The sequence below is a fragment of the Arcicella sp. GW821-FHT09D11 genome, from assembly GCF_059416265.1.
The window spans coordinates 261162-273975 of sequence record NZ_JBWKOV010000006.1 but is presented as its reverse complement, the minus strand read 5'-3'; the positions used below and the strand labels follow the sequence as shown (position 1 = coordinate 273975).

Annotated in this window: 10 protein-coding genes; all 10 read right to left on the bottom strand. The window is 36.9% G+C overall.

All coding sequences use genetic code 11. The annotated features are described in order from the left end of the window. Window positions 1-72: 72 nt before the first annotated feature. Window positions 73-1137 carry a sulfatase-like hydrolase/transferase gene (locus tag AC07N0_RS18130; RefSeq protein ID WP_494590326.1) on the bottom strand — a complete coding sequence of 355 codons (1065 nt, stop codon included), beginning with the start codon at window positions 1135-1137 and terminating at the stop codon, window positions 73-75. Between the two features lie 2 nt (window positions 1138-1139). Then, window positions 1140-1559 (bottom strand): rhodanese-like domain-containing protein, encoded by a 420-nt coding sequence (locus AC07N0_RS18125; protein ID WP_494590324.1) that lies wholly within the window; start codon window positions 1557-1559, stop codon window positions 1140-1142. 207 nt (window positions 1560-1766) lie between these two features. Then, window positions 1767-3638 (bottom strand): arylsulfatase, encoded by a 1872-nt coding sequence (locus AC07N0_RS18120; protein WP_494590322.1) that lies wholly within the window; start codon window positions 3636-3638, stop codon window positions 1767-1769. A 15-nt stretch (window positions 3639-3653) separates the two neighbouring features. Then, window positions 3654-3827, bottom strand: coding sequence for a hypothetical protein (locus AC07N0_RS18115; protein WP_492803940.1), 174 nt, complete (start codon window positions 3825-3827; stop codon window positions 3654-3656). A gap of 120 nt (window positions 3828-3947) precedes the next feature. Continuing rightward, complete coding sequence (locus tag AC07N0_RS18110) at window positions 3948-5231, bottom strand: hypothetical protein (RefSeq protein WP_494590321.1); 1284 nt, start codon at window positions 5229-5231, stop codon at window positions 3948-3950. 68 nt (window positions 5232-5299) lie between these two features. Next, the gene (locus AC07N0_RS18105; RefSeq protein WP_494590320.1) at window positions 5300-6706 is read right to left on the bottom strand and encodes a DUF1254 domain-containing protein; all 1407 of its coding nucleotides are present in this window, start codon (window positions 6704-6706) and stop codon (window positions 5300-5302) included. Between the two features lie 75 nt (window positions 6707-6781). Next, window positions 6782-9088 carry an arylsulfatase gene (locus AC07N0_RS18100; protein ID WP_494590319.1) on the bottom strand — a complete coding sequence of 769 codons (2307 nt, stop codon included), beginning with the start codon at window positions 9086-9088 and terminating at the stop codon, window positions 6782-6784. Between the two features lie 113 nt (window positions 9089-9201). Continuing rightward, a complete protein-coding gene (locus AC07N0_RS18095) occupies window positions 9202-10593 on the bottom strand; it encodes a sulfatase family protein (RefSeq protein ID WP_494590318.1) in 1392 nt (463 codons plus the stop codon). A 19-nt stretch (window positions 10594-10612) separates the two neighbouring features. Next, complete coding sequence (locus tag AC07N0_RS18090; RefSeq protein WP_494590317.1) at window positions 10613-11083, bottom strand: DUF6841 family protein; 471 nt, start codon at window positions 11081-11083, stop codon at window positions 10613-10615. A gap of 96 nt (window positions 11084-11179) precedes the next feature. Beyond that, window positions 11180-12748: a RagB/SusD family nutrient uptake outer membrane protein gene (locus tag AC07N0_RS18085; RefSeq protein ID WP_492803951.1), complete on the bottom strand. Its 1569-nt coding sequence runs from the start codon at window positions 12746-12748 to the stop codon at window positions 11180-11182. Window positions 12749-12814: the final 66 nt, after the last annotated feature.

Below are 12814 nucleotides of genomic sequence, written 5' to 3'. Positions count from 1 at the left end.
CCCAGATAACTTTCTTGGAACAATTTGTAAAAACATTAACCAAAATACAAAGGAACGGTTATTTCATGAAAGCTAATTAGATGCTACCGAACCAGCTTTACCATTTTTTTGAGTTACGTAATTCCAGTTTTTTACATCGTCGGCACTGCCTCCATTGTCTGAAAGGAATAATACTATCGTATTTTTGTCTTCTCCAAGTTGTTTTATTTTTTGTAACACTTCGCCAATACCAGCATCCATTCTATTAATCATGGCAGCATAAATTGCCATGCGAGTATCCCATTTATCTTTTTCCTCAGGGCTTAATTGTTCCCAATCGGGCACATTTTCAAAACGATTAGATAGTGCCCATTTTTGGTCTATAATACCCTTTGTTTGTAATGCTTTATATCGTTTCTCACGAAGTTTATCCCAGCCAGCCAGATACTTGCCTTTGTATTTTTCAATATCTTCGGGCAAAGCTTGAATTGGCCAATGAGGAGCATTATAGGTAAGATATAAAAAGAAAGGCTTTTTGTTTTTGCTTTGTTTGTCTAACGCATTGATAGCAAAATCAGTAATGGCTTGTGTAAGATATTTTGAAGTATCTGAACGAGTAATTTCTTTACCACCTTCTAAAAAAGTAACTATACGCCCATCATTATACAATGGTTGCGAGTTGAAATAACTACTCCCGTTATTTTGTAAGGTAAAAGACTCATCAAAACCACGATTCACAGCCCAAGCCGAGGGTACTAAACCCACGTGCCATTTACCTGAAACAATGGTTGAATATCCTGCTTGCTTTAACGCTTGCCCGATAGTAATACAATGGTCATTCAAATAGCCTTGATAGGACGGAAAGCCTTTGTCTTGTACCATATCACCCACACCTGCTTGATGCGAATACAAGCCTGTTAGTAAAGAAGCCCTAGAAGGACAGCAACGCCCAGCATTGTAAAATTGGGTAAGTATTAAACCGTTGTTGGCAAGTCTATCTAAATTAGGCGTCTTGATTTCAGAACCAAAGGCCCCAATATCAGAAAAACCTAAATCGTCAGCTAGGATGATGACGATATTAGGTTGCTTTTTCTGGGCTAATAATAGCTGTGGAATCGAGCTAAACAATAGCCCAATAAGTATAATTTTCTTTAGCATTTTTATTTTTCTACAGGTAATCCTTTTACGACCAAACTATCTAATGCTCCAATATTATAGCCAAAATTGTAGCCAAATGTTTGCAAGGTATCTGCTGCTTTGCCACTTCTATTACCCGAGCGACAATACAGATAAATCTTCTTTGATTTGTCTAACTGCTTGATTTCATCCGCAAATTTTTCAGAACGAATATTGATGTTTTGAGCATACTGTAGGTGCTTAGTGCTATATTCTTCGGGTGTTCTGACATCAACTAAATAGGCTTTCCCTGTTTTGATTTCTTTCAGAATTTTCTTGCTCAATTGTTCTGTAACAACCACTTTATTAGCAGTTTTTTGAGTGTACGCCTGATGTGTTGCCGTTTGTGCATTAGCCACGATTACTGTTGTAACAAGGACGAATGTTAAAAGATATTTTTTCATATATTTTGTGGATTTTCTTTTGGGTTGATGACAATCAATGTTAAAAATTAGATAATTGAAAGTCATTTATTCCTTTTTTATGTTAATGATTTTACTAGCACTAAAGCCTATTCTATGAGCAACTAAATACCTTATACACAGAATTGTGAGTTAATGATTATTATTACAAGATTAATAATCACTAACTCACAATTGACTAATTCACAATTACTTACCACCCCCACTCAATTGAAGTCTGAATCGTTCAGCAGCATGTTGAACATCAATTAATGGATAAACATTATATTTAGTAGCTTCTGAATCAAAAAGAGCCTTCAATTCTTTTAGTTTCTCAGGATACTTTTTAGCAAGGTTTACTCTTTCATTGAAATCTTCTGTGAGGTTGTACAATTCCCATTCATCTTTATCAGGATTGTTTTCGATAACAGGCAGTGCTTCACCTTTAAACCCAAAAGTTTCTAATGTATTTGGGTGATGTGCAGCACCTGCTTTCCAACCGTCCTTATAAATGGCTCTGTTACCAAAAATAGTAAAGTATTGTTGCGTATGTTGCTCAGGAGCCTTGGCATTACCGAATGAATACACCAAACTTTTTCCATGAATTGGGTCTTGCTTGATGCCTTTAATTACTTCTGGTTGAGTAACGCCTGTGATTTCTTCAATCGTTGGAAGAATATCAGTTACGTGACCAAACTGAGTACGAATAGCACCTTTTTCTTTGATACCATTCGGGTAATGAACAATCAGAGGGTTGTGTGTTGCACCTTCAGCATTGGCATCACTTTTCCAGAATTTGAAAGGCGTATTCGTTGCCTGAGCCCAACCTAAAGGATAGTTTGCTAAACTTAATACATTAGGTGTTCCGATTTTGTCGTACTCGGTCAAGATATATTTTTTGTATTCTTCACGGGTTGTTCCTTCTGCTCCAAAACGTAGATTTTTATTGGTTACACCATACTCAGTACCTTCTTTGCTACCTCCATTATCACCAATGATTACGAAGATTGCTGTATTATCTAATTGATTGGTTTCTTTCAAATGATTCACCAAACGACCCACTTCATAATCAGTATATTCCAAGAAACCTGCATATACTTCCATGAAGCGTGCATACAAATGTTGTTCTTCAGCAGGCAAATCTTTCCAAGCTTTGATAAAATCATTTCTGTCAGGTAAAATAGCATTCGCTGGAATTACACCTAACTTTTTCTGATTGGCAAAGACTTGTTCTCTGAAAGCATCCCAGCCAGCATCAAATTTCCCTTTGTACTTATCAGACCAAACTTTATCTACCTGATGCGGAGCATGAGTAGCACCCGGAGCGAAGTATAAAAAGAATGGTTTATTAGGAGCAAGCGTTTTTTGCTTAGTAATATAACTAATGGCTTTATCTGTCAACTGTGCTGTTAAGTGTCTGCCATCTGGTTTAATATGCAAGTTATCTTCTACTAAATCAGGCTTGTACTGGTCAGTAGCACCACCCAAGAAACCAAAATTATGGTCGAAGCCCTTGCCTGATGGCCAGCGGTCGAAAGGCCCTAAATCTGTACTTTCTTCATCTGGGGTTAAGTGCCATTTACCTAATTGATAGGTACTATATCCGTTTTCACGAAGCACTTCTGCAATGGTTCCCTTAGTGGGTTTGATATGACCGTCATAACCAGGATAATCAGCCGAAAGATAAAAATGAGGGAAAAGCCCCATGCCCACTGAATGATGATTACGACCAGTCAATAAAGCAGAACGCGTAGGCGAGCAAATGCCTGTTGTATGAAAGTTCGTATAACTAAGACCACCCTTAGCTAATGCTTCAAAATTTGGCGTATTGATTACTCCTCCAAAAGCACTAGAAGCACCGTAGCCAACATCATCTAATATAATTACAACTACATTGGGTGAGCCCACTTTGGCTTTTTTCAAATAGTCTATTTTATAAGGCGTTGAGGTGGTATGCGATTTAGTAATTTTCCCTTTCCATTCCTGCTCTGCTTGAGCAAAGACATTACTTGTCGAAGTAACCAATATTGTGCCTGCTAAAAGGGATAAATATTGATTCATTTTTGGTTTAATTTTTTTCATAATTTTATCAATGGGTTAATTATATTGTTTATTCTGATTACTTACTTGATAACTATTGGTTGTTTTAAATTTATTTTGTTGTTTTTTCTTAAATAAATCTGGATTACTGATAACAGTAATGAGTAAGATGACAAGGGGAGGAATCAACCCTATAAATCTTGTTGAGAAAGAAGTGATAGTTGCTTTCATAACGATTTAATTATATATATTCTATCGATTTAGTATTATATTTTCAATTAAATTTTAATGTTGTTTATGGCTAAACAACATCTTTCCTCATAATTTTTATTACTGTTATCTAGCTTGGAATTAATGTTTCAATTCTTCCGAAATAAAGGTTTTTAAAGCATTGGAAATTTCCAATAACAAAGCAGGAGAGGTATTGTTTTCATCATCTGTTTTTACATGATGATAACGATGGGCATAAGCCAAGCTAACTAGATTTTTATACCCTTTTTCTTTGTATAAACCGCCTTCTCCACCCGCTTTTATCGTGGCTTTATTGGTCTCTGTTCCTTTACCTTTTCTTGCTTTTATAGTAGCAAAGGCTTTTTCAAAAGCACTAGCAACCGATTCGTCATAATAGATTCCTCTATTAGCATCCACTTCATCTGTCTGGATAAAAACACCATTTTCTTTCTTCCACCCTCGTGTAGCAATGGCCGCTCCTAGGTGTATCCAAAGGCGAGTTTCTTCGGATTTAGGGGCAGCTTTCTCCGCAAATGTTAATGCTCCTAAATTATCTAACTCATGACCAGAATTTCCTGTAAAAACAAAAGTATAGTCAGCAAATTGCGAGCGATTTTTACTTACCCATTCCGCTAAGCTTAACCATGTCGCCAAGCCCGGCCCACGTTCACCCCCACAAGTATACCAGCCACTGATAGGTGTTGAAATCACTACATATTGCTTTCCATTGCCAATTTTTCCAACAATATTTCTGGCTTGAATCGCTTTGCTATAGCCTTTTATCGTAACGGACACTTCTGTCCCCGACTTTATTGCATTATTAAAAACAGTTGAATCTTTTGAGGCTACTTGCCATACAGGTATGCTCCAAGGTTTAGTCTCTTCTCGTGTATTATGGGCTATAATTTCACCAGTATTGCTTGGAGTGATGGCCACAATACCCTTAGCACCTGCTTGAATGAATTTTTCAAGGTGTTTTTCGATGGCTTCACTCAATGCACCCCCTGACACAAGAAGCGTAGTCAGTACTAATTTTCCTTTCAGCTTGCTGATATCGGTTGTTCTATCACCATCAATTAATATTCCTTTTTGTGATTGATTAACTTTTGGATCAACGGGCCAAAGAGGTAATGCGTCTAAATTTTTATTATCAGCGATAATATTACCACCCTCAAAAAAAAATTGATTCACTGGAAAATTAACAAATTCAGTGCGGAAACCTATTTTGTCTAATGCTGTTTTTAACCATTGTGAAGTAGCAAAATCAACCTTTGTACCAGTGCGATGTTCTCCCAAAGCAACAAATTTTTTGACTGTAGCAAACAAGGCATCCTCTTCTTTATCTTGTGCAGAAGCAACACTTATTACGCTTAAGAAGAGTATGGTACTTAATATTTTTTTCATAGTATTTGATATTTATACTTTAGGCAATACGCTATACGCCGAGAATATAATTGGCTATAGTTTACTGCTTAAAGTGCTGTTTTCCTTATAGCTGGCTTTACCCAATTGCCTGTTTTTAAATATTCATCTGTTGCCCAATAGATTCTCACAGATAAATTGAAATCTTCTTTAGGAGCAGGTAACCAATTATTTTCTTTATCAGTACCAGGGCTATCATGTTGAATATAGATATCCAATGAACCATCAGCATTATATTTAAGGTTACTCCTGTCGCCAATGGCATATCTGCGAATAGCATTTTCGGTAAGATAACCTGCTTTATCATAAAGCGTGATTGACCAAAAGGCTTTAGCTGGAGGTGTTTTATTAGGTTCAAAATGTATAATATACTGATTTTCACCATTGAGTGGTTTGTGTTCAGCATCTTCGCGATAACCTTGGTAAACCGCATCTTCTGGCCCTAATGCTCCTAAACCAAAATAGGCTACTGCTGCTCTTTTTTGATAATTGGTTCCATAATGTCCAATCGTTACGTCAGGTTTGTTTTCGTTGTTATTCGTAAGAATTGTTCTTGCTTTTTCTAAGGTGTTTATTACTTCTGTAGGTAAGTTTTGTAAAGCAGTTTGAGTTGTTTGATCAAAGGTATTTAGCGAGAATTTTTGGCCAGCTTTAATGCCAATTTTGGCAAATCTGTCTACTACTTTTTTGTCTGCTTCTAAAGCAGGATTTTTTACTAAAAGCTCATTTAAATAAGTGAAATATTCTTCAGTAGTTAATTTTTTGAGGGCTTCTACTACATTTCGTTTCGCTTTTAATACTTGGATAGCTTCCGAAGATTCTACCGAATAAGTAATTTTGGATGATGTCGTAACCTCATTTTTGTCTAATTGACTTAATGGTCTCAATTTCAAACCATCTTGAATTTTACTGACAAAGTTTTTTCCGTCTTCTGGACTATTTACTTGTATTCTACTAATAATCCAGACTACATCTGTAGGGGATTTTACTTCTTCAAAACCTGTTGGTAATACACCTTTCCATTTTGGTCCTGTTATAATATATCGTTGAGCTTTTGTACCAGTAGTTCTTTTTCCAAATGAAGCAAAAACGTTTGTCCAAGCATCCATTAGTGGTACAACAGCATAGCGATCTTGTGTATCAGGAATCTCTAAAATAATCGGTTCTGTTCCTAAATCCAGAAAAGCTGAAGAATAAAAAGTATCATTATTAGGACGAACAACGGCTTTGAAAGCATGGTCAGGAAAAGCCCTGCTATGGTGAAATTGATTAGAAGGTCTGCTACCTACAATTCTTGTTAAATCTGTCAGGACTAAAGGCAAACCATAAATATATGCTTCTTTAGCAATCGCCAACGTTTCTGTATCAGTGCTATTAACTGTCTGCGCTTTCAACAAAGGGATTGATGAAAGAATAAGTGATGCAGTTAAAAATTGTCTTCTATTGATATTTTCCATTTTAGTTAGTGAATATTTTTAGCCAAGAAATGATTAGCTGGCAAATAGCATTTACCAGCTAATCATCTATCCTGTTTACTTTAAATCAATCGTTACATGGTTGATTTTACCTGCATAACTAAAAGGCACACTGTACTTTTCTGTTACGGCAGTAATTTGGTCTTTTCCCACTTCTATACTTTCATAGAAGCCAACTGCAGGTAAGGTTCTTGTGATTTTTATTTCACCTACTTTTTTATCGTTGATATACAAAATAGCTGTTGCAAGAGCATTGTTAATATTTTCAGCACCTTGGTAATTGAAGTCTACTTTCAAGATGTTTTTTCCTGCTTTGATAGGCTCACTTGAAGCAGCATATATTTTTTCTTCGCCATTGTTGTAAGTAAACCACAATTGATTTTTCTGAACATACAAACTCAATCCGCCTGCTCTTCCTCCAATTGCTAATAACACACCATCAGCACCTTTTTCTGGTACCACTACATCAGCACTAATGCTTAATGAACGACCGCCCAATTTTGGCGCAGAACCTTCAAATAGCTGTGAAGTTTGCGGATATAAAACCAATTGTTTACGGTTGTCGAAAATGGTTGGCGAAGGAGCAGGTACTGAGCCAGTACCGTCTTTCAATGGATATACATTGTATTTCCAAGCCTGAGCGTCAAACAACTCTTTTAATTCTTGTAATTTCTCTGGATGCTTAGCTGCTAAATCATTACGCTCGTTGAAATCTTCATTTAGGTTATATAATTCCCATACATCTTTATCGAATGGCTGTTTTTTTACGTGCAAAGTACCTGCTTTCCACCCATCTTTATAAATCGAACGAGAACCCATGATTTCATAATGCTGTACGGTATGGCGAGAAGGCAAACTTGGATTATTAATGCTAAAAGCCAAGCTTGTTCCTTCAATCGGTTCTTGAGGATAACCATTAATTACTGTCGGTACTTTTGCTCCCGTCAATTCAATCGTTGTTGGTAAAATATCAATCAAGTGCGTATATTGATTACGAATACCGCCTTTGTCTTTAATACCTTTTGGCCAGAAAAGAATCAAAGGATTATGCGTTCCGCCCTCTGAATTGGCATCTTGTTTCCAATGTTTGAAAGGCGTATTAGTAGCCTGAGCCCAACCCAAAGGATAATTTGGACTTGAATATTCTGTACCGATTTGGTCAACTAAAGCAAGGTTTTTCTTCAAACGTTGTTCTGGTGTCAAATCTGGGTCATAATTACGATGCGCTCTTCCTTCAAAAGTCCCTTCTTTACTTGCCCCGTTATCACCTACTGAAACAATCACGAGCGTATTGTCTAGCTGATCGCTTTCTTTCAAGAAATTAAGTACTCTCCCAATTTCAAAGTCTATATGCGTTAAGAAACCTGCATATACTTCAAAGAATTTGGCATAAACTTTCTTTTCATCAGGAGATAGTGAGTCCCATGCTTTTAAACCCGGTCCACGTTCTGGCAAAACGGCATCTTTAGGAATTACGCCCAAACGCTTTTGATTTTCGATAACGATTTCTCGGTATCTATCCCAACCGAAATCAAATTTCCCTTTATATTGGTCACTCCAATATTTATCCACTTGGTGTGGTTCATGACCAGCCCCTGGGGTAAAATATAAGAAGAATGGTTTTTCAGGAGCAAGTGATTTTTGTTCAGCAATTAGGTTAATGGCTTTATCTGCCATTTGAGTACTAAATAATTTGCCTTTTTCTGGGACTATCTTCTTGGTATCTTCCCACACCACTGGATAATATTGGTCAGTTGAACCCCCTAAAAATCCATAATAATGGTCGAATCCTCTGCCCGTTGGCCAACGATTGAAAGGTCCAATTGGCGTGGATTCTTTGGCTGGCGTCAAATGCCATTTTCCAACTGCATACGTATTATAACCGTTTTCTCGTAAGATTTCGGCAATAGTAGCTTTTTCAAAAGGCATAAAGCCATCATACCCTGGGGTTCCACCACCAGTTTGAGGGAATAAGCCCATGTGAACTGAATGTGAGTTACGCCCCGTCAGTAAAGCAGCACGAGTGGGCGAACAAATAGCAGTTGTATGAAAATTGGTATAACGCAAACCGTTAGCTGCCAAGCTATCCAACGTAGGTGTTTTGATTAAACCTCCATAAGTACTTACAGCACCAAAGCCCACATCATCAAGCAAAATCCAGACTACATTAGGAGCATTTTTAGGCGCTTGAGGCGAATGTTCTGTCCAAACTTCTTTCGTTTCTTGGAAAGTTTTACCCAATTTCCCTTGGAAAGGAAGCGTTGGGTCGTGTTGTGCAAAAACACTTGAACTGGCTAATACACCACTTAATGCTAAGGATGTTGTCAGTTTAGAAAATCGTTTTACTTTTTTTTGACTAATCATAATGCTTTTCAGTATTAATATTTTATCTATCGATTTTGTATATTAATTGACAAAGTTTAAAGAGGATTTGACAACAAAGCCTTCCTATAGGATATTGCGTAACATATGAATTGTTACTTCTTCAATTCAGGATGACGCTGAAAATATTTTTTAATGTGGGCATCATCAGCTACTAATCTTTGGGGAAGCGTTTGAGGGGTTTGACCTATACTTTTTACCTTTTTGTCTAAAGCTGCTAATAACTCAGCTACTTTTTCAGGTTTGCTTTGGTATAGGTTATTGGTTTCGCTCACATCTTCTTTTAAGTTGAATAAAAAAGGTTCAGTGGCAGGTACTTCTTTGCCATTTAGGTAGTTTTTAGAAGCTGTTTGTGCTAATCTTATTTTCCAATCTCCTTTTCTGAAAGCTTCTATTTTTCCGCTAGAATAATAAATAAATTCATCGCCTTTTCTTTTTCCATTGGCTGTCAAAATTTGGCTAACATCTTCACCATCAATCGGATTAGGTAAAGTAGTTTGATAGCCTGCTAATTTCAAGATGGTAGGGAAAATATCTAAATGCAAGGCTAAGTCTTCATAAACACTTCCAGCTTTGATTTGAGCAGGCCATTGAAAAACAGTTGGTACTCGCTGTCCACCTTCAAAAGTAGTACCTTTGCCATTTCTCAAATTTCCTGCCGAACCGCCTTCGATATCGAAGATTGTCCAAGGACCATTATCACTAGTAAAAATCACCAAAGTATTTTCTTCGATACCATTCTTTTTCAAGGCTTCTATTACTTGTCCTACACTCCAATCTAACTCTTCAATCACGTCACCATATAGTCCTCTTTGAGATTTCCCTTCAAATGCTGGCGAGGCGTATAAAGGCAAATGTGGCATAGTATGCGGTAAATAGAGAAAGAAGGGATCTTTTTTGTGTTTCTCAATGAAACTTATTGCTTCATCAGTATACGTTTTGGTAGTAAAATGTTGGTCAATATTGTATTGAACTACATCATTGCCACGCAAGTAAGCAGTTCCTTGCATATCGTTGCTATAAGGAATGCCAAAGTATTCATCAAAGCCATTTTGTAGCGGTAAAAATTGGCGATGATGTCCTAAATGCCATTTCCCAACAATTCCTGTTGAATAACCTTTGGTTTTCAGGGCTTCGGCAATAGTTAGTTCTTCTTTAGGAATACCGTTGAAACTTTCTGGGAAAAATACACCATCTATTCCCTGACGACGAGGATAACGACCTGTTAATAAACCAAATCGTGAAGGACTACAAACGGGCGAAGTTGAATAGAAAGACGTAAATTTCAAGCCATTCGTGGCTAATTTATCAATATTGGGCGTGCGTATATCCTTTGCTCCAAATGTACCGATATCTCCATAACCCAAATCGTCGGCCATAATGATAACAAAATTTGGTTTTTTGCTAGGAGCATTTTGAGCCATTAAAACCGAAGTGGATAATATGCTGAGCGAAAAAGCAAGGATATTTTTAATTGAAAATCTCATGATAACTTTTAAGTAGGAATTATTCAGCAAAACTTGAACGTAATTTTACGCCCCATTTCCCATTTTCTTTAGTGACAACATACAAAGATTCGTATGTTTGAATCAATGAACCATCAGCACGGTAGCGTGAAAATTGTGTATCCACATGTACTTTGTCATCGGATGCCTGAATGATATTTCTATGGTTCCATTTGCTATGATGCCAGCCCGTTTTACCAAGTTGTATAAATACCGTTGAATCTAAAATGCCTGCTTTTTCTAATACCGACATTTTGCCACTTGCTAAGCGATAATGTGGAAAATGATAAGTAGCCTGCCAAGCCTTTGCATCTTTGGCGTTGAAGGTATTCATATAGTCGTCTAATACTTTAAATACCTCTTTTTTTACGTCTGGATTACTTTCGTGTGTGCCTTTTCCATCAAAAGTTTTCTTAACAAATGAGAAAAGTGTTACTGAGAACAGTAAACCAATAATGATATTCTTTTGCATAAATGAATGAAATCAAAAGTTTTTAAGGATGAGTCAGCAATTTGTGAGTTATGGAAGAATAGTTATTTTATTCATCCACAACTCACTTAATATTAATTATTTCCAAAGCGTGTTTTGCTCTAACTTTGGATTGTTGTCAATCTCTGACTGTGGGATTGGAAACAAACGATGCTTGTCTGCCGCATTTGTTTTACCTACTTTATGTAAGTTGGTTACGAAGGTACTTTTTCCTGAACCATCTTTTTGGCGAATCAAGTCGAACCAACGTTGGTATTCGAACACTAATTCTAAACGACGGTCAAGGTATAAGGCTTCGCGGAATTGGTCTTTTGTCAATCCTTCTGCTAAGTTGGGTAAGCCTGCTCTGTTTCTTACTTTATTCAAAGACTTATATGCTTTTGTCGTCGGACCGTTCAATTCATTTTCAGCTTCTGCATGAATCAATAATAGTTCAGCATAACGTATAATGGCTACGTTGGCAGCAGATTCATTGGTTGGTGATAACGAGTTTGGATCCCAAGTTTTGTTAAAGAATGGAGTCGAGTCATTCGGTACGGCAGTGTTGACAATTGGCAAAGCGTATTTTCTACCATTTGTGGGACTAGTAAAATTCGTTACAAAAGTTACTCTCTTTCTCTTGTCAGTAGGTTGGTAAAGTTTATAAACACTAAAGAATTTATCTGTGCCAACAGTATAAAAACGAACCATGTCTGCATAAGCTCCTGTTAAGCCTGGAATAGCAGTCAAAATCGAACGTGGATTTTGGTTATTTCCTTGACCTAATGAATTTGATTTAAATTGTGCAGAGAAAATATGCTCTTTGCCGTTTTTAGAAGCAGGCAAAAAAGCATCCGCATAATTGGTGAATAAATCATATCCATAAGCACCCGTACCACCGTCGGCTGGAGATAATGCTTCTTCTGCTTTTTTAACAGCATCTTGATAGTGTTGGGTTAAATTAACCGGTAAAGACGCCTTCGTTAAATATACTTTTGCTAATAAAGACTTAGCCGCACCTGAAGTCACTCTTCCAACATCAGGTGATGAATATGAATTTGGTAGAGCCGCCGCCGCTTCTGTTAAATCTTTTTCAATTTGTTGATAAACCTCCGTAGTAGGCGATTTAGCAATGGCATAATCTCCTGCGTTAACATACTTTTGATAACTAGTAATCAAAGGAACATCGCCATATAAACGAACTAAATTAAAATAGTATAAAGCTCTTAGGAATTTGGTTTCTCCTAATAATCTAGCTTTCAGCGTAGCATCAAATTCAATCGACGGAATTTTTTCTAGCGCTACATTAGCTTTTTTAATAGCAGCGTAGTGTTGTTGCCATAATTCATATACACGAAGATTAGAAGATGAATGGGCCAACACTGCTAGCGAGCGCACATCCGCATTGGTTGCACCTGGTCCTGGGTCTTCATCATCGCCTGCAAAATTCATCCCTGTATTAAACAAGGTATTATAAGGCGTTTGAATACTACTTCCTCCTGAATTTAATGAAAAGTAAACTGCGTTTACAGCATTAATGGCATCAGTTTGTGTTTTATAAAATTGTTCCTCTGAAATAATTGACTCGGGATTTTCTTTTAAAAATGATTCGCAAGAGCTAGCCGTAAATCCTATGCTGGCAAGTGCTATATATTTGAATAATTTCATGATGATCTAATTTAAAATGATAAAATGGCTTTCGGATTTCAGTTATCGGCTTTCGGCTAATGGATA

Coding starts and splice junctions, on each gene's coding strand:
- AC07N0_RS18130 (WP_494590326.1), bottom strand. CDS start 1,137: ATGCTAAAGAAAATTATACTTATTGGGCTATTGTTTAGCTCGATTCCA.
- AC07N0_RS18125 (WP_494590324.1), bottom strand. CDS start 1,559: ATGAAAAAATATCTTTTAACATTCGTCCTTGTTACAACAGTAATCGTG.
- AC07N0_RS18120 (WP_494590322.1), bottom strand. CDS start 3,638: ATGAAAAAAATTAAACCAAAAATGAATCAATATTTATCCCTTTTAGCA.
- AC07N0_RS18115 (WP_492803940.1), bottom strand. CDS start 3,827: ATGAAAGCAACTATCACTTCTTTCTCAACAAGATTTATAGGGTTGATT.
- AC07N0_RS18110 (WP_494590321.1), bottom strand. CDS start 5,231: ATGAAAAAAATATTAAGTACCATACTCTTCTTAAGCGTAATAAGTGTT.
- AC07N0_RS18105 (WP_494590320.1), bottom strand. CDS start 6,706: ATGGAAAATATCAATAGAAGACAATTTTTAACTGCATCACTTATTCTT.
- AC07N0_RS18100 (WP_494590319.1), bottom strand. CDS start 9,088: ATGATTAGTCAAAAAAAAGTAAAACGATTTTCTAAACTGACAACATCC.
- AC07N0_RS18095 (WP_494590318.1), bottom strand. CDS start 10,593: ATGAGATTTTCAATTAAAAATATCCTTGCTTTTTCGCTCAGCATATTA.
- AC07N0_RS18090 (WP_494590317.1), bottom strand. CDS start 11,083: ATGCAAAAGAATATCATTATTGGTTTACTGTTCTCAGTAACACTTTTC.
- AC07N0_RS18085 (WP_492803951.1), bottom strand. CDS start 12,748: ATGAAATTATTCAAATATATAGCACTTGCCAGCATAGGATTTACGGCT.